Below are 16,898 nucleotides of genomic sequence, written 5' to 3'. Positions count from 1 at the left end.
AGGGAGCCAATCCATCCTTGCCCGATTCGCTTCCACGGTTTAACCGGGCGGCATGGGAAAGCGAATCGTTCCGCCGGAAGAACCGGCCGAAATTCATGATGTACCGCTGCGTGAGGCGCTGGAAGAGCGCTATCTCGCGTATGCGCTCTCCACCATCATGCATCGCGCGCTGCCCGACGCGCGCGACGGCCTGAAGCCGGTGCACCGGCGCATCCTCTATGGCATGCGCCTGCTCAGGCTGGACCCCGGCACGGCCTTCAAGAAATCCGCCAAGATCGTCGGCGACGTGATGGGCTCGTTCCATCCGCACGGCGACCAGGCGATCTACGACGCCATGGTGCGCCTCGCGCAGGATTTCTCCTCGCGCTACCCGCTGGTCGACGGCCAGGGCAATTTTGGCAATATCGACGGCGATAACCCCGCCGCCTACCGCTACACCGAAGCGCGCATGACCGACGTCGCGCGGCTTCTGCTCGATGGCATCGACGAGGACGGCGTCGAATTCCGTCCCAACTACGACGGCCAGTCGAAGGAGCCGATCGTGCTGCCGGGCGGCTTCCCGAACCTGCTCGCCAACGGCGCGCAGGGCATCGCGGTGGGCATGGCGACCTCGATCCCGCCGCACAACGCCGCCGAGCTCTGCGATGCTGCGCTGCATCTGATCGAGAAGCCCGACGCGAAGTCCAAGGCGCTTCTGAAGTGGGTGAAGGGTCCGGATTTCCCGACCGGCGGCATCTGCGTCGATTCCAAGCAGGCCATCGCTGAAGCCTATACGACCGGCCGCGGCTCGTTCCGTGTTCGCGCCCGATGGGAGCAGGAAGAGGGGACGCGCGGCACCTGGGTCGTCGTCGTCACCGAGATTCCCTTCCTGGTGCAGAAGTCGCGCCTGATCGAGAGGGTCGCCGAGCTGCTGGACCAGAAGAAGCTGCCGCTGGTCGGCGACATCAGGGACGAGTCGGCCGAAGACGTCCGCATCGTGATCGAGCCGAAGTCGAAGAACGTCGATCCCGCCCTGATGATGGAATCGCTGTTCCGGCTGACCGAGCTCGAAAACAAGATTCCGCTGAACCTGAACGTGCTGATCAAGGGCCGCATCCCCAAGGTCGTGGGGCTCGCGGAGTGCCTGCGCGAATGGCTCGACCATCTGCGCGACGTCCTGATCCGCCGCAGCAATTTTCGCAAGGCGCAGATCGAGCACCGGCTGGAAGTTCTCGGCGGTTTCCTGATCGCCTATCTGAACATCGACGAGGTGATCAGGATCATCCGCAACGAGGATGAGCCGAAGCCAGCGCTGATGAAGGCGTTCAAGCTCACCGAGGTGCAGGCCGAAGCCATCCTCAACATGCGCCTGCGCTCCTTGCGCAAGCTCGAAGAGATGGAGATCCGCACCGAGGACAAGAACCTCCGTGCTGAGCTCAAGGGCATCAACGCGGTGCTCGCGTCCGAGCCCGAGCAGTGGAAGAAGGTCGGCGAGCAGGTCGGCAAGGTCCGCGACATGTTCGGACCGAAGACGCCGCTCGGCAAGCGCCGCACCACCTTTGCCGACGCGCCCGAGCACGATCTCGCCGCGATGGAGGAAGCCCTCGTCGAGCGCGAGCCGGTGACCGTCGTCGTCTCCGACAAGGGCTGGATCCGCACCATGAAGGGCCATGTCGAGGATCTCTCGGGGCTCGCCTTCAAGCAGGACGACAAGCTCGGATTCGCCTTCTTCGCAGAGACCACCTCGAAGCTGCTGCTGTTCGCCACCAACGGCAAGTTCTACTCGCTCGATGTTGCCAAGCTGCCGGGCGGTCGCGGTCACGGCGAGCCGATCCGCCTGTTCATCGACCTCGAGCAGGAGGCCGCGCCCGTCGCGCTGTTCGTCAGCAAGGGCGGTCGCAAATTCCTGGTCGCGAGCCACGAGGGCCAGGGCTTTGTCGTCAACGAGGACGATTGCGTCGGCACCACCAAGAAGGGCAAGCAGGTCCTCAACGTCGACATGCCGAACGAGGCGCGCACGGTCACCGAGGTGATCGGCGACACCGTCGCGGTGATCGGCGAGAACCGCAAGATGCTGATCTTCCCGCTCGACCAGGTGCCTGAGATGGCGCGTGGCCGCGGCGTGCGGTTGCAGAAGTACAAGGACGGCGGTCTCTCCGACATCGCGGTCTTCGAGGCGAAGGCAGGCCTGACCTGGAAGGACTCCGCTGGCCGCGAATTCTCCGCGACCATGAAGGAGCTGGCCGAGTGGCAAGGCACCCGCGCCGATGCCGGCCGCCTGCCGCCGAAGGGTTTCCCGAAGTCGAACAAGTTCGGCAAGGTGATCGGGTAGGGCGCAGTCGTTCGCCACACCGTCATTGCCAGCGTAGCGAAGCAATCCAGAGTCTCTCCGCGGCGGTAGTCTGGATTGCTTCGCTGCGCTCGCAATGACGAGTTGCGATAGCGCCGGTCTCCAACTGGCATTGAGCACCCCGCAAACGCGTGGCAGATAGCCATGAGCGCATACGTGATCCTGCCTTGTGGGCACGAACATTGCTTTTTCCTGGCGACTGCAAACGCTTCGTCAAAAGGCAAAAAGAAACCAATGTTCAAACTGAAGTCCTTCATTCCGGCGCTGTTCGCGCTCGCGCTGGTATCTACGCCCGTGCACGCCGCAGGCAATCTCGTCGCGGTGCTTGAAGCGGAGATCGTCACGCTCGATCCGCATTTCTCCACGGCCTACATTTCGCGCACCTTCGGCTACATGGTGTTCGACACGTTGTTCGCGAAGGACTCCAAGGGTGACGTCAAGCCGCAGATGGTGCAGGACTGGAAGGTCTCGGCCGACGGGTTGACCTACACATTCACGCTGCGTGACGGCCTGAAGTGGCACGACGGCCAGCCGGTCACGGCGGCCGATTGCGTGGCCTCGCTGCGCCGCTGGGGCACCCGCAGCGCGCTCGGGCGTCGCATCTTTGCGATCACCACGGCGCTTGAGCCGACCGACACCAAGACGTTCGTGCTGACGCTGAAGGAGCCATCCGGCCTCGTCATCGACGCCCTCGGCAATCCCGTCAGCCCCGTCGCTTTCATGATGCCCGAGCGCATCGCGAAAACGCCCGGCGACCAGCGCATCACCGAGATCATCGGCTCCGGTCCGTTCGTCTACAGCAAGGCCGATCACCGCACCGGCGACCGCATGATCCTGAAGAAGTTCGCCGACTACGTGCCGCGTTCCGAGCCCGCAGACTTCCTCGCCGGCGGCAAGCGCGTCAACATCGATACGCTCGAGATCCGCGTCATTCCCGATGGTTCGACGACGGCGTCCGCGTTGCAGGCCGGCGAAATCGACTTCATGCAATATGCGCCGTTCGATCTGCTGCCGCAGCTCGAGAAGAATTCTCGCGTGAAGCTCGTGAACTTCAGTGGCGGCAACATGTTCGCCGGCGCTTATCGTCTCAACGCGGCGTCGAAACCGTTCGACGATCCCGCGATCCGGCGCGTGCTGTGGAAGCTGGTTGATCAGCGCGAAGTGCTGGATGCGCTCGGGCTCGATGCCAAATACGCCACGCCTTGCGCGACGTTCTTCACCTGCGGCACGACCTATGACAGCAAAGCCGGCATTGAAGCCGCAGCAAATCCGTCGATCGAAGCGGCGAAGGCCGCGCTGAAGGCGACGAAATATGCCGGCGAGCCCGTCGTCGTGATGGAGGCCAACGACCTCGAAGCGCCGCGCGTCTCCGCGCAGGTGCTGGCCGAGCGGCTGAAGGCGGCCGGCTTCAACGTCGATCTCCAGGTGATGGATTGGGCGAGTGTGCTGGCGCGCCGGGCCAAGAAGGAGGGCTGGAGCGTCTATGGCGTTCACGCCGGCGGCTTCGACCTCGGCTCGCCGCTGACCAACGTCATGGTCGCCTTCAACTGCGCCGACTTCACCGGCTGGCAGTGCGATCCGCGCATCACGCCGCTGATGGAAGCCTTTGCGAAAGCGCCCGCCGAGGCGGATCGCAAGACAATCGCCGGGGAGATCCAGAGCGTCATGTACGATCAGGCGCCGGCGATTCCGTGGGGCCAGTTTGCGCAGCCGGCCGCCTATCGCGCCACACTGCGCGGTCTGATACCGTCCGCCATCCCGGTGTTCTGGAACGTTGAGAAGTAACGCGATGTACGATGTCATTGTTGTCGGCGGCGGCTCGGCCGGCGCCGCTGTTGCGGCACGGCTCTCCGAGGATCCGTCACGGCGCGTGCTGCTGCTCGAAGCGGGCCTCGACTGGCGCGCTGATGAAGCGCCCTGGGAGGTGAGGACGCCCAATCCCATTCCGATCATCCACAAACGCGAGTATCAGGAGAAATGGCAATGGCCTGATCTGCTGACGCGCCGCGTGGCAGGGCAGGAGCCGCGGTTCTATTGGCGCGGCAAGGGGCTCGGCGGCTCATCGATGATGAACGGCCAGATCGCCATTCGCGGCGTCGCTGATGCCTTCGACGAATGGGCGGCCAATGGTTGCACCGGCTGGTCGGCGAAAGAGGTGATGCCGTTGTTCTCGGTGATCGAGGACGATCTGGAATTCGGCGATGCCGCTGGTCATGGCCGCGGCGGACCGCTGCCGGTCTATCGCGCGCCACCGGAACAATGGGGCCCGATCGATCGCGGCTTGCGCGATGCGGCGCTGGCGAGCGGATATCCCTGGTGCGCCGACCTCAATGGCCCTGATGGTGAAGGCGTCGCCTGCTATCCCATCAACAGCCGCGACAGCCGCCGCATCACCACCAACGAGGGTTATCTGGAGCCCGCGCGTGGCCGTGCCAATCTGGAGATCCGGGGCAAGACGCTCGTCGATCGCGTGCTGATCAGTGACGGCCGCGCGACGGGTCTGCGCGTTCATACCGAGGGTCAGGGCACCAGCGAAATCAGCGCACGCCAGATCGTGCTGTGTGCTGGCGCGATCCACAGCCCGGCGATCCTGCTGCGCTCCGGCATCGGACCCGCGGAAGAGCTGAAAGCGATGGGGATCGCGGTCGCGCGCGATCTGCCGGTCGGCCGGCACTTCTTCGACCATCCGCTGTTTCGCGCCACGATCCAGCTCCACGAAAACCTGCGGCCCACCGACCCGGACACCCGCCACACCAATTGCTGCGTGACCTATTCCTCGGGCCTCGCCAATGGTGGCAAGCGCGACATGATCCTGATCGCCTTCAACCATCGCGGCATCGGCCTGCCCGGGGCGATCGGAGCCGGCCTGTTCAACGCCTATTCGCGTGGCACGCTCAAGCTGGCTTCGACCGATCCATCCGTCGATCCGATCGTCGAGGAGAACATGCTCGCCGATCCCCGCGACATGCTGCGCATGATGGATGCGGTGAAGCGGCTGGCCGTGATCACCTCGCAGCCGGCACTCGCCGGCATCGCCGACTGGATCCGGCTCACCGACACCGATCTGACGTTGCCGCAGGCCGCCAGCCTGCCGGATCACGAGCTCGACGCGCTGTTGCGCCGTGAAACCGGCGACATCCAGCACGCTGCCGGCAGCTGCCGCATGACCGGCGTCAACGATGCCGATGGTGTGGTCAATCCTGATGGCACCGTGAAGGGCATCTCGGGCCTGCGCGTCGCCGACGCCTCGATCATGCCGTCGGACTGCCGGGCCAATACGCACTTCACGACGGTGGTGATCGGGGAAGCGATCGCGCGGATGATGATGCGGTAGCGCGACTAGGGGTACCCTCTCATCTCGTCATTGCGAGCGGAGCGAAGCAATCCAGAATCTCTTCGCAGGGACAGTCTGGATTGCTTCGCTGCGCTCGCAATGACGGAGCAAAGCGGCGAGGGCGGCGCTCTTCAATTCACATCTCAAACAGCAGACACATCTTTGCGCTCTCGCGGCGCCTTTCGCCCGAGTTGTGTCTCTCGCAGGCGCCATCGTGGAGACGAGGGCGCAGGGAAGGCCGGGCGCCGGCTGGCACCCGCAGGTCCGTGCGCTATAGAAATGCACACGGGGTGGACCGCAGGTTCGCCGGATCGCCCGGCCTTCCCTGCGTGATGGTTTTAACGTGTCCTTCGTGCTCTCCCCGGGGAGCGATGCACTATTGCCCCCGTCGCCTTGCGGATGACTGATGCGCGCGCCCGGTCGGGCCAAGCACACCACCGCAGGACTTGACGCACAGACCCCGGGCGTCAGGACCACACGACTTGTTCGTCCGCGCACGTCTTCGCTCGCTCTTCGGGAGCTGGCGTGTGCTCACGTCCGAAGCCATGCGAAGACGCTGTCAGCGTCGTGTCGTACGCGCGAGGCCATCGCTCACGGCCAAAGCCGCCCTGCAATTCCGATCACGCCCGACGCCGTCGCGTCCGGAGCCTATTCCGAGAACATTGATTTGGATCAAGGCTGTCTGCGGTCAAGGTGCCCGAGCCTTATGCCACTTCGAGGAAGCTTCAATGCGCACGTTGGTTTTGACGATTTTGACAATGAGTGTCGTTTTTGCAGCGGGGCACGCTCGGGCTCAGACCTATGATCCGGCTTTTCCCGTTTGCTTGCGCGTCGTTCCTTGGGGAGGCGGCTCTTACTATAAATGCGCCTACCATACGATGGGTCAATGCCGGGCGGCAGCTAACGGCCAGTCGTGCAGCCGTAACCCATATTATGCTGGCACGAAGGCTCGGGTGGGACGGAATGATCCGCGATCAAACTCCCGCTCGCCTGCTGAGGCCAGATCGCACGCGCTACGTGAGCCGCCGACCTACAACCGGACCGGATCGTGCAATCATGGCGTTGAAGCCTATTACGGGGCTTGCCAAGGTTACGCGCCCGGCGAAAAAGAGCGTTTTCTCGAGAGTGTGAGGCGTTACATGTAACGCGACGGGCGACGGCCCGGCCGTGCTCGGCTCTAGCGACTAAACCGGACGCGACGAACACGCGTTAGATCACCCCCGCCATCCGCAACGCCACGCCCGCCGCACAACTCCCCGCGAGCACCGTCAGCATCCCGAGCTTGAAGCGGAAGATCGCCGTCGCCGCCGCGAGCGACAGCACGAGCGCGGGAATATCGACGCTGCTCAGCACCGGCCTGTCAAAATCGAGCGGGAAGGCGTGCACCGGTACGGTCTCGCGAAACAGTGTATGGAGCGCGAACCAGATCGAGAGGTTGAGGATCACGCCGACCACGGCGGCGGTGATCGCACTGAGCGCGCCGGCGAGGCCCGTGTTGCCGCGCAGGCGCTCGATATAGGGGCCTCCGACGAAGATCCAGAGGAAGCAGGGCGTGAACGTGACCCAGGTGGCGAGCAGGCCGCCGAGTGTTGCCGCGAGCATCGGCGACAGCCCGCTCGCGTCGCGGTAGGCCGCCATGAAGCCCACGAACTGAAGCACCATGATCAGAGGGCCCGGCGTGGTCTCGGCCATGCCGAGGCCGTCGAGCATCTCGTGCGGCTTCAGCCAGTGATAATGCTCGACCGCCTGCTGGGCGACGTAAGCCAGCACCGCGTAGGCGCCGCCGAAGGTCACCAGCGCCATCTTCGAGAAGAACAGCGCGATCTGGCTGAACACGCTGGCCTGTCCGAGGACCAGCAGCAGCGCGATCACCGGCACGAGCCAGAGCGCCAGCCACAGCGCTGCGGTCCGGATCGCGCGGGCGGTGTCGGGACGGACATGCTCGGGCACGGCTTCGCCGAGCATGCTGTCGATCACCGCACCGTTGCCGCCATGGCCATGACCGGCCGGTGCGAATTCCGGACGGCCGGCGCGCGCGCCGGCATAGCCGATCACGCCAGCGGCGATGATGATGATCGGGAACGGGACGGCGAAGAAGAAGATCGCAACGAAGGCGATGGCCGCGAGCGTGATCATGATGCGGTTCTTCAGCGCCCGCTTGCCGACACGGAAGACGGCCTCGATGACGATGGCGAGCACGGCGGCCTTCAGGCCGAAGAACAGCGCCTCGACGAAGCTGACATTGCCGAAAGCCGCATAGACATAGCTGAGGCCCATGATGGCGATGATGCCGGGCAGGATGAACAGCCCGCCCGCCATCAGGCCGCCGGCGGTGCGATGCATCAGCCAGCCGACATAGGTCGCGAGCTGCTGCGCCTCCGGTCCCGGCAAGAGCATGCAGTAGTTCAGCGCATGCAAAAAGCGGCCTTCGGAGATCCAGTTCTTCTCCTCGACCAGGATGCGGTGCATCACCGCGATCTGGCCCGCGGGCCCGCCAAAGCTCAGGCACGCGACCCGCAGCCAGACGCGAAATGCTTCACCGAAGCTGATGCCGTGACCGGCATCAGCTCCTGCTTGGGCGTTACGGATATCCATCACGCCTTTACCTTGTTGGTCGGCCAATTGTGGGTCTCGCCGGTGGCGTCGCGGCACCAGCGATAGAAGGCGTCGTAGAGCAGCATGCCGGCCTCGAGCTGTTCGAGGTCGTCATCGTACATCCGCGACAGACCGAGGGATGCCGCGAGCAGGCCGGGCGCTTCCGGTGCGAGATCCGGCCGCGCGGTGTCGGCGCCGCGCACCAGCGTGGCCAGCCGCAGCAGCGGCGGCGCGCCAATCCCGAACTCCTCGATCATCACGTCGAAGGTGCAGAGCTCGCCGCGGTGGCTCCAGAACACGTTCTCGATGTCGAAGGGGGCCGCGTTGAAGCGCTCGCCGACGGCGACCACCTCGGACGGCGCGACAAACAAAAACACCGCATTGGGATCGACGAAGCGGCGGATCAGCCAGGGACAGGCGATGCGGTCGACCTTGGGCCGCGCGCGCGTCACCCAGACGGTGCGTCCCTTCGCATCGCGCAGCGGCAGCTTGCTTGTGTCGAGCAGCGGCAGCTTTGCTGCTATCCACCCCTCGAAGCCGCCCTCGAGCGTTTCGGCTTCCGCGCCGAGCTGGCGGAGCCAGGCGGCCGTGCCCTGCGCGAGCTTTTCACCGCGGAAGCAGGAGACGATGGCCCGGCGGCCGGCAAATTCGCCGCCCCATTCCGCAACCGTCTCATGGCTGAGCTTGATCGAGCCGGGGATCAGTCGCCGGTCGGCGGCGAAATCCTCCTCGGTACGGACGTCGATAAGGACAGGAGCATTGGCGGTGCCGATCAGGCGCGCCAATTTGTCGGATGATATGGTCGTGAAACTTGACATGATGCGTCCTCGCATAGAGCAAACGGGACGCGATACTTGGGCATGTCGCCTCGTGGGGAGATCGCTCAATCCCCATGGCGTCGATTACAGCGAAACTCAGCAGGACTGTCAATCGCCGGTTTCGTGCATCGCCCGTTAGAAAGATATGCTGAGGCTGCCTATAGTGGCCGGGCGGAAGCGGAATTCAGCGGCGGGAGCGGGGTTGATCCTCGGTCGCAGCAAGAAGGCGCTGCAAGGAAGGACCAAGGATGACACGCAAGATCATGCCCAGGATCACGCTCGCGCTCGCCGTCGCGGCATTCGCGCTGTCGGCCCAGGCTGCGTTCGCGCCGAAGCCGGGTGTCGAGAGACTCTACATCATGAATTGCGGGGAGGGTGTTGCCGGCGACATCGGACGCTGGTCGCCCGGGGTGAATGAAGGCCAGCCGATGGATTTCGTCGACACCTGCTATCTCATCAAGCACGCGAAGGGCTGGTTCCTGTGGGACACCGGCATCCCCGACGCGGTCGCCGCGATGCCGAACGGGCTTGCGCCCGCCGATCCGAAGGCCGTGACCTGGAAGCGGCCGAAGACGCTCGCTGCCCAGCTCGAGCAGATCGGCGTCAAGCCCGCCGACATCAAGGCAATGGCCGTCTCGCATACGCACCCAGATCACATCGGCAATGTCGAGATGTTCCCGCAAGCGACGCTCTACGTGCAGAAGGCCGAATATGACTGGCCCGGTGCGAACAACGAGCCGCGCTTCAAGCCCTCGCATCCGGTTGAGCTGCTTGCGGGCGACAAGGACGTGTTCGGCGATGGCAGCATCACCATCCTCTCGACGCCCGGCCACACGCCGGGGCACCAGTCGCTGCTGGTGAAATTGCCGAAGACCGGGGCGGTCGTGCTGTCCGGCGACGCCGTCCACTTCAAGAGCAATTGGGAGAACCGGCGCGTTCCCGTCACCAATGTCAGCAAGGACCAGTCGGTCGCCTCGATGCAGAAGATCGCCGACACGCTCGACAAGGAGAAGGGGCAGCTCTGGATCAACCACGACAAGGCCCAGCGCGACAGCCAGAAGATGTCGCCGGAGTTTTATGAGTAGCTTCGCTGGCCGCCCTGTTGCCAGCAGGGTAGATCTGGATCGCGCCAGCCGAAGGCAGCTTAGCTTTTCGGCGCCGTGACCGTCGGCGGGCTCGTGTCCGGCGTCTTCTTCGGCTTCAGCGTCCCGGCATAGAACGACAGCAGCCACACCAGCATGATCGCGAGGAGATAGACGCCCCAGGCCTGCGGCGGCGTCATCGCCCAGCGCAGCAGGCCTTTGAACGTACGGGGCGGGCTTTTGTCGTCGGTCATGACCCGCTTGTGCGCGAAAGCCGCAAGCCCGTCAATCCGGCCGCTTCTCGGCGCGGATCAGGAACAACGCAGCCAGCGCCGACAGGCTGAGCGCGGACGAGACCATCAGCACCTTGGCGCCCATGACGTCGATCAGCAGGCCGAAGGCCAGCGGCGCGACCGCCTGCGCCATCCGCGCGGGCGCGCCGATGATGCCGAGGCGATAACCAAAATCCTTCGGTCCGAAAATCGAGAGCGGCAGCGTTCCGCGGGCGATCGTCAAAATGCCGTTGCCGGAGCCGTGCAACAGCGCAAAGGCGCTCGCAGCGGGCGCGCCAAAGATGGCAACGACGGCGGCTCCGATCGGGTGGGTGAGGCAGGCGAGTCGGGTCGACCATAGCGGATGGAAACGGGAGAGAACGCTTGCTTCGAGGATGCGCGCGATCACCTGTGCCGGGCCGATCAGCGCGCCGGCCGCGATGGCCTCGACATGCGTCGCGCCCGTTGCCTCCAGGATACGCGGAAAATGCACGGCCATGGCGCCGGTGACGGTCCAGACCGCGGCGAAGACGAAGGCGAGCAGGATCATGGTCCGGTCGAGCGGGACGTGCGGCTTCGCCGCCGTTGCCGCGGCCTGCTTGGCGCCCTTGATCGCCGGCATCATGAAGAAATTGAGCGGCAGGCCGATCAGGATGTTGGCGGCGGCCCAGGCGAAGCACGTCTCGCGCCAGCCGATATGGGACAGCCCCCAGGCGGTGAGGGGCCAGCCGACGGTCGAGGCGAAGCCCGCCATCAGCGTGATGCCGGTGATGGGCCTGCGCGCCTCCGTGCCGTAGATGCGGCCGAGCGCGGCGAAGGCGGCGTCATAGAGCCCCATCGCCATGCCGATGCCGAGCACGAGCCAGGCGAACGCCATCACTGCGACCGATTGCGAGAAGCCGAGCAGGACGAGACCTGCTGCGATGGTCAGGTTCGAGGCCGACAGCACCTGTCGGCCGCCGACGAGATCGATCTGCCGGCCGATGCGCGGCCCCAGCATCGCGGAGATCACGAGAGAGGCCGAGAACGCGCCAAAGATCCAGTTGGTGGAAATGCCGAGGTCGTGCGCCATCGGATCGGCGAGCAGGGCCGGCAAATAGTAGCTCGAGGCCCAGGCCAGGGTTTGCGTCGTGCCGAGCGCCAGGATGATGGGAAGCTGGCGCCGGCTCATGTCGCCGTATGTCTGGTCGTCGGTGTCATCAGTTGCATTTGCGGCGCGAGGCGAGATCGCGTCAACAGCGTCCGCGACATATTCGACCTGCTGCGGGTGGGAGCCTTGGTTGTGCCCGGCCTTTCGCTCGTCACGAATGCACGCCATAATGGCGTATGCAACTCACCTCCCGCCTTGCGCTGATGAACTGGCTGACCGGTCAGGGCCTCACCGGCCTTCCCGAAAACGAGCTGCTGCGCGGCTTTTGCGAGCGTTGCCGCGCCGAAGGGCTGGAACTCTCGCGCGGGCTCGTCGTCATCGATACGCTGCATCCGATCTATGAGGGCCGCGGCTTCCTCTGGAGCGACCGGGCGAGCAACGAGCGCGAAATATTCGAATACGGCTCGACCGCCGAGGGCGACGCCAACAAGAACTGGCGCCGCTCGGTGTTCTTCCACATGCTCGAGCACGGTCACGACGAGATGGTGATCGATCTCGCCGACGCGCCCTCGATGGATTTCTCGCAGATCGGCGATCTCGCCGAGAAGGGCCACAAGCATTATCTCGCCTTCGTGCATCGCTTCGGCGAGAACGGCGCGCTCGGCCTTATGGATTGCCTCTATTCCTGCTGGACCACGCGGCGCGATGAAGGTTTTGACGAAGCCGAGCTGGAGGCCCTGCGCGATCTCGTGCCGGTGCTTGGGCTCGCGATCAAATCGGCGCAGCAGATGGACATCGCGCGCACGCTCGGGCGCGTCTATCTCGGACGCGATGCCTCCGAGCAGGTGCTGCGCGGGCGCATCTCGCGCGGCGTCACCGAGCGCATCAACGCCGTGCTCTGGTATTCGGATTTGCGCGGCTCGACCGGGATCAGCGAGAGCATCGGCCCCGACGAGATCATCCCGTTCCTCAACGACTATGCCCAGGCCGTGATCGACGCGATCCACGAGGCCGGCGGCGACGTGCTGAAGCTGATCGGAGACGGCGTGCTCGCGATGTTCACCGGCGAGGACATGGCCCATGCCCGCCGCGCCGCGCTGCGCGCCGAGCACCTGTTCCGCAAGAACGTCGCGTCGCTGAATCTGCGGCGCGAGGCCGACGGCCGGCCGACGACGTCGGCCTATATCGGCCTGCATGTCGGCGAGGTCTTTTACGGCAATATCGGCAGCGAGGACCGGCTCGATTTCACCGTGGTGGGGCCGACCGTCAACGAGGTCAGCCGCATCGCCTCGATGAGCCGCTCGGTCGATCGCGAGCTGCTGGCGTCAGCCGAGTTCTACAAGGGCCTCGATGCCGCCGGCCGCCGCTACCTCGTCTCCACCGGCCGCTATGCGCTGCGCGGCATCGGCCGGGCGCAGGACCTCTACACGCTCGATCCCGAGGTCGATGCAAGCGAGCCGGTGACCGGCAGCTACGAGCGGTATCTGGCGAATTAGCCCGGCTGTCTCACCATCCCCCGTCATTGCGAGCGTAGCGAAGCAATCCAGAATCCCTCAACGGTGAGATCCTGGATTGCTTCGTCGCTACGCTCCTCGCAATGACGATGTGGCTAGCACCGTGCCGGCGCTTCGTCTCCCACCATGGCCGGCTGCCGATCCAGCGCCACGGCCGGCGACAGCCAGATCACCAGCGCCTGCACGCCGAACACGGCTGCCGCGAGATAGAGGCACGCCTCCGCGCTGTAAAAGCCGCCGACGATCGCGCCGAGTGCCGATCCGAGCGGGCGGGCGCCGTAGCTCATGATGTTGATTGCGGAGACGCGCCCGAGCAGCCGCGGCGGCGTCACCGACTGGCGCAAGGTCGTGGTCGAGATCACCCACAGGATCGGCCCGACGCCGAGCAGGAAAAAGCTGAGGCCCGCAAGCCAGGGCGAGGGCACCAGTACCGTCAGTGCCATCACGACAGCGGCGACGAAGCCGGTCACCGGGCCGAGGCCGACCACGGTGCCGAACGCGATCCGCTTCATCACGCGCGTCGCGAACAGCGCGCCGATCACCATGCCGACGCCGTACATCGTCAGCACGACACCGACACCGGCGGCGGTCAGCCCGAGATGGCGCACGGCGTAAGGCACGAACACCGCGATCTGCAGGAACCAGCCGGTGTTGAAAATGAACTGTGTGATGAACACCGGCCGCAGCAACGGATGGTGAAACACGAAGGCCGCGCCTTCGCGGATGTCCTGGAACGGATGGCGCCGCGGCGCCGGCGTACGCGCGGGCTCGTAGATGCCGGAGAGCAGCACGACGGCGATCGTCGAGAGTGCGGCGGCAAAGCCGAACGCCGGGCTCGCGCCCCACCAGCCGACCAGCGCGCCGCCGAGAGCAGGGCCGCTTGCAAAGGCGATGGTACGCGCGAGCTCGATGCGGGCATTCGCAGCGGGCAACAGCTCCGCGTTCACCAGCGAGGGCACCAGCGCCGGTGCGGCCACGCTGTAGACGACAGTGCCGCAGACGGCGGCAAAGCCGAGCAGCGCCAGCAGCGACAGATTGAGCGCGCCGAGTGCAAGCAGTAGCACGATGCTTGCCAGCGCCACCGCGCGCAGTGCCTCCGCACCCGCCATCAACGAGCGGCGGGAGATGCGATCAGCGAGCAGGCCGGCGGGAATCGCGAACAGGACGAAAGGTAGGGTGAGGGCGGTCTGGAGCAGGCCGGTCTGGCCTTCGGCCACGCCCAAGGTCAGCACCGCGACGATCGGGGCCGCCGCCAGCGCGATCTGCTCGGCCGACTGTGCCGCGAGGTTGGACCAGGCGAGGCGGTTGAAGGTGTCGGGAAGGCGAGGGGCATTTGACATGGCGCATTTCCTGCAAAGTCGGGTTGGCGCCAGTATCGGCCTCCGGGGACGACCAAGCCCACCCGCTTCCCGACAGGACTGGGCAAAGAGGGGGACCGGTGCGGCTAGATGCAGTTGCAAATGAGTTGCAATAAGGCCCGATATCGGTATTGTGCCAGCATGGATGCCCGATCGCCCGAATTGACTCGGGAACTGACCCGAGACACCGCCGGCTGGCGCGCCGACGCGCCGACGACGAAGAGCCTGGCCGAGGTGAACGCCACGGTCGCCATTCCCGCAGCGGGGGCGTGGTGGCGGCGGCTGCTGGCCTTCGTCGGCCCCGGCTACATGGTCTCGGTCGGCTACATGGACCCCGGCAACTGGGCGACCGACCTCGCCGGTGGATCCAAGTTCGGCTACACGCTGCTCTCGGTCATCCTGCTCTCGAACCTGATGGCGATCCTGCTGCAGTCCTTGGCGGCGCGGCTCGGCATCGTCACCGATCGCGATCTCGCGCAGGCCTGCCGCGCGACCTATTCGCCCGCGGTGAACTTCCTGCTCTGGTTGGCCTGCGAAGCGGCGATCATTGCCTGCGATCTCGCCGAGGTCATCGGCACCGCGATCGCGCTGAAGCTGCTGTTCGGCATTCCCCTGGTCGGCGGCGCGCTGATTGCCGCGCTCGATGCCTTCCTGCTGCTCGTGCTGATGAACCGCGGCTTCCGCTTCCTCGAAGCCTTCGTCATGGCGCTGCTTGCGGTGATTGCGGTCTGCTTCGCGGTCCAGATCGTGGCCGCGGCGCCGCCGGTCGCGGACGTGCTGCGCGGCTTTGCGCCGAAGACCGAGATCTTCACCAATGCCGAGATGCTCTACATCGCGATCGGCATCATCGGCGCGACCGTGATGCCGCATAATCTCTATCTGCATTCCTCGATCGTGCAGACGCGCGCCTATGCGCGTAACGACGAAGGGCGTCGCGAAGCGATCAAATGGGCGACGACGGATTCCACCATCGCACTGATGCTGGCGCTGTTCATCAATGCCGCGATCCTCGTGGTGGCGGCCGCGACCTTCCACAAAAGCGGTCACTCCGACGTCGCCGAGATCGGCCAGGCCTTCGAGCTGCTGTCGCCGCTGCTCGGCCTCGGCATCGCCTCGACGCTGTTTGCGATTGCGCTGCTCGCCTCGGGCCTCAATTCCACTGTCACGGCGACGCTGGCCGGCCAGATCGTGATGGAGGGCTTTCTCGATCTGCGCCTGCCGAGCTGGGGGCGCCGGCTGCTCACGCGCGGCATCGCCATCGTTCCGGTGATCATCGTCACCGCGATCTATGGCGAGCGCGGCACCGCGGATCTGCTCGTGTTCAGCCAGGTCGTGCTGTCGATGCAGCTTCCCTTCGCCGTCATCCCGCTGGTGCGCTTCGTCTCCGACCGCCGCAAGATGGGGCAGTTTGCGATTGCACCGTACGTCGCTGCGACCGCGTGGATCGTTGCGGGCGTGATCGTGGTTTTGAACGTGAAGCTGCTGGTGGATACGCTGTTCGGGTGAGCGGCGCTCCGCATTCGCGGTCGTTGTCCGGGAGATCATGCCTTCAAGAACGGCTGTTCGCCAATGACACGGGCAGCAAAATCCATCGCCGCACGGACCGGCTTGGAGTGGCGCAGGTCACGATGAACGACGAGCCAGATGTCCCGTGAAAAAGGTGGCGCGTCCTGGGTGACTCGCACGAGATCGGAATCCGCTTCGCCGAGAAAGAGCGGCAGGCCAGCAACACCGACGCCAGCGCGTGTTGCGATCAGGTGCTCGCTGATGTAGTTCAACTCACAGACCACCGGTCGATCGCCGGCGATACCGAGCAGCCATTGCTGCTGCGGCATCTCGGCGTAGCTCTGGCCAAAGGCGATGAATTGCCATCGCTCCGGGTGTGTCAGATCGGCGTAGGAGCGATGGGCGTAAAGGCCAAAGGCCATCGTGCCGATCTTCCGCTTCACGCTGCCCTTTTCCTGCGGGCGTACCAGCCGCACGGCGATATCGGCTTCGCGGCGGCTCAACGACACCTGCTCTCCTTGGGCAGCGAGTGACAGGCGGATGTTCGGATAGTCTTCATTGAAGCGGGCAAGATGGCGGGCGATGAGCGGCGCCACCAATACCGGTGGCGCACTGAGCGCGACCCGACCGACGAGAGGAGCGTGCGCGGCCGTCGCCAGCCTGGCAATTCCGTTCGCACCGCCCTCCATCGCCAGCGCGCGTTCGCGCACGGCTTCACCGATCACCGTCAGACGGCAGGCGCGCGGCAGCCGGTCGACCAGACGAACGTCGAGCGTCGCTTCCAGAGCGGCGAGCCGGCGGCTCACCGTTGCGTGGTCCACCTTCAGCCTGCGCGCGGCTCCCGAGAGCGTGCCGCTCTCCGCCACGGCCAGAAAATGGCGCACGTCTTCCCAATCGATCATCTGTGCAAATTCTCAAGTATCACTCGCGAATATACCGAATTTTCGCACGGATTGAACGGGGGTAGCAACAGGGCAGATCATCATTTTGGGATTGCCTC

General features: G+C 65.2%; 13 protein-coding genes. 7 read left to right on the top strand and 6 right to left on the bottom strand.

The features are described from left to right. Nucleotides 1-52 precede the first annotated feature (52 nt). The 4 genes from parC (at nt 53) to ACLFLU_RS24795 (ending at nt 6,808) form a co-directional block, all read left to right on the top strand. Nucleotides 53-2,311, top strand: coding sequence for a DNA topoisomerase IV subunit A (gene parC / locus ACLFLU_RS24810; RefSeq protein WP_426407456.1), 2,259 nt, complete (start codon nt 53-55; stop codon nt 2,309-2,311). Between the two features lie 252 nt (nt 2,312-2,563). Further along, nucleotides 2,564-4,114, top strand: coding sequence for an ABC transporter substrate-binding protein (locus ACLFLU_RS24805; RefSeq protein WP_426407455.1), 1,551 nt, complete (start codon nt 2,564-2,566; stop codon nt 4,112-4,114). 4 nt (nt 4,115-4,118) lie between these two features. After that, nucleotides 4,119-5,663: a GMC family oxidoreductase gene (locus tag ACLFLU_RS24800; protein WP_426407454.1), complete on the top strand. Its 1,545-nt coding sequence runs from the start codon at nt 4,119-4,121 to the stop codon at nt 5,661-5,663. A gap of 545 nt (nt 5,664-6,208) precedes the next feature. After that, the gene (locus ACLFLU_RS24795) at nt 6,209-6,808 is read left to right on the top strand and encodes a DUF3551 domain-containing protein (protein ID WP_426414068.1); all 600 of its coding nucleotides are present in this window, start codon (nt 6,209-6,211) and stop codon (nt 6,806-6,808) included. 64 nt (nt 6,809-6,872) lie between these two features. Here the strand turns inward: ACLFLU_RS24795 and chrA are convergent, their stop codons facing one another. After that, nucleotides 6,873-8,258 (bottom strand): chromate efflux transporter, encoded by a 1,386-nt coding sequence (gene chrA / locus ACLFLU_RS24790; RefSeq protein ID WP_426407453.1) that lies wholly within the window; start codon nt 8,256-8,258, stop codon nt 6,873-6,875. Next, entirely contained in the window at nt 8,258-9,076 is an 819-nt protein-coding gene (locus ACLFLU_RS24785; protein WP_426407452.1) for a chromate resistance protein ChrB domain-containing protein, read from the bottom strand. The genes chrA and ACLFLU_RS24785 overlap by 1 nt, the downstream gene beginning before the upstream one ends. Nucleotides 9,077-9,336: 260 nt before the next feature. On the opposite strand from ACLFLU_RS24785, the gene ACLFLU_RS24780 reads away from it, so the two are divergent. After that, a complete protein-coding gene (locus ACLFLU_RS24780) occupies nt 9,337-10,161 on the top strand; it encodes an N-acyl homoserine lactonase family protein (protein ID WP_426414067.1) in 825 nt (274 codons plus the stop codon). Nucleotides 10,162-10,220: 59 nt separating this feature from the next. Here ACLFLU_RS24780 and ACLFLU_RS24775 read toward each other — a convergent pair whose 3' ends face one another. Beyond that, nucleotides 10,221-10,412, bottom strand: coding sequence for a hypothetical protein (locus ACLFLU_RS24775; RefSeq protein WP_426407451.1), 192 nt, complete (start codon nt 10,410-10,412; stop codon nt 10,221-10,223). 31 nt (nt 10,413-10,443) lie between these two features. Beyond that, nucleotides 10,444-11,601 (bottom strand): MFS transporter, encoded by a 1,158-nt coding sequence (locus ACLFLU_RS24770; protein WP_426414066.1) that lies wholly within the window; start codon nt 11,599-11,601, stop codon nt 10,444-10,446. Nucleotides 11,602-11,756: 155 nt separating this feature from the next. Between ACLFLU_RS24770 and ACLFLU_RS24765 the strand changes: the two genes are divergently transcribed. Further along, nucleotides 11,757-13,016 carry an adenylate/guanylate cyclase domain-containing protein gene (locus ACLFLU_RS24765; protein ID WP_426407450.1) on the top strand — a complete coding sequence of 420 codons (1,260 nt, stop codon included), beginning with the start codon at nt 11,757-11,759 and terminating at the stop codon, nt 13,014-13,016. Between the two features lie 113 nt (nt 13,017-13,129). Here the strand turns inward: ACLFLU_RS24765 and ACLFLU_RS24760 are convergent, their stop codons facing one another. Next, on the bottom strand, nt 13,130-14,374 hold the full coding sequence (locus tag ACLFLU_RS24760; RefSeq protein ID WP_426407449.1) for an MFS transporter: 1,245 nt from the start codon (nt 14,372-14,374) through the stop codon (nt 13,130-13,132). A 159-nt stretch (nt 14,375-14,533) separates the two neighbouring features. Here ACLFLU_RS24760 and ACLFLU_RS24755 point away from each other — a divergent pair, with 159 nt between their 5' ends. Continuing rightward, nucleotides 14,534-15,898, top strand: a complete 1,365-nt coding sequence (locus tag ACLFLU_RS24755; protein WP_426407448.1) for an Nramp family divalent metal transporter — start codon at nt 14,534-14,536, stop codon at nt 15,896-15,898. A 35-nt stretch (nt 15,899-15,933) separates the two neighbouring features. Here ACLFLU_RS24755 and ACLFLU_RS24750 read toward each other — a convergent pair whose 3' ends face one another. Then, complete coding sequence (locus ACLFLU_RS24750) at nt 15,934-16,800, bottom strand: LysR family transcriptional regulator (RefSeq protein ID WP_426407447.1); 867 nt, start codon at nt 16,798-16,800, stop codon at nt 15,934-15,936. Nucleotides 16,801-16,898 lie beyond the last annotated feature (98 nt).

Origin of the sequence: Bradyrhizobium ganzhouense, from assembly GCF_049949285.1 — a bacterium.
In the GTDB taxonomy this organism is placed as follows: Bacteria; Pseudomonadota; Alphaproteobacteria; order Rhizobiales; family Xanthobacteraceae; genus Bradyrhizobium; species Bradyrhizobium ganzhouense.
Note: the sequence above shows the minus strand (reverse complement) of the source record. Positions and strands in the feature narration are given on the sequence as shown.

Coding starts and splice junctions, on each gene's coding strand:
- parC (WP_426407456.1), top strand. CDS start 53: ATGGGAAAGCGAATCGTTCCGCCGGAAGAACCGGCCGAAATTCATGAT.
- ACLFLU_RS24805 (WP_426407455.1), top strand. CDS start 2,564: ATGTTCAAACTGAAGTCCTTCATTCCGGCGCTGTTCGCGCTCGCGCTG.
- ACLFLU_RS24800 (WP_426407454.1), top strand. CDS start 4,119: ATGTACGATGTCATTGTTGTCGGCGGCGGCTCGGCCGGCGCCGCTGTT.
- ACLFLU_RS24795 (WP_426414068.1), top strand. CDS start 6,209: ATGCGAAGACGCTGTCAGCGTCGTGTCGTACGCGCGAGGCCATCGCTC.
- chrA (WP_426407453.1), bottom strand. CDS start 8,258: ATGGATATCCGTAACGCCCAAGCAGGAGCTGATGCCGGTCACGGCATC.
- ACLFLU_RS24785 (WP_426407452.1), bottom strand. CDS start 9,076: ATGTCAAGTTTCACGACCATATCATCCGACAAATTGGCGCGCCTGATC.
- ACLFLU_RS24775 (WP_426407451.1), bottom strand. CDS start 10,412: ATGACCGACGACAAAAGCCCGCCCCGTACGTTCAAAGGCCTGCTGCGC.
- ACLFLU_RS24770 (WP_426414066.1), bottom strand. CDS start 11,601: ATGAGCCGGCGCCAGCTTCCCATCATCCTGGCGCTCGGCACGACGCAA.
- ACLFLU_RS24765 (WP_426407450.1), top strand. CDS start 11,757: ATGCAACTCACCTCCCGCCTTGCGCTGATGAACTGGCTGACCGGTCAG.
- ACLFLU_RS24760 (WP_426407449.1), bottom strand. CDS start 14,374: ATGTCAAATGCCCCTCGCCTTCCCGACACCTTCAACCGCCTCGCCTGG.
- ACLFLU_RS24755 (WP_426407448.1), top strand. CDS start 14,534: ATGGATGCCCGATCGCCCGAATTGACTCGGGAACTGACCCGAGACACC.
- ACLFLU_RS24750 (WP_426407447.1), bottom strand. CDS start 16,800: ATGATCGATTGGGAAGACGTGCGCCATTTTCTGGCCGTGGCGGAGAGC.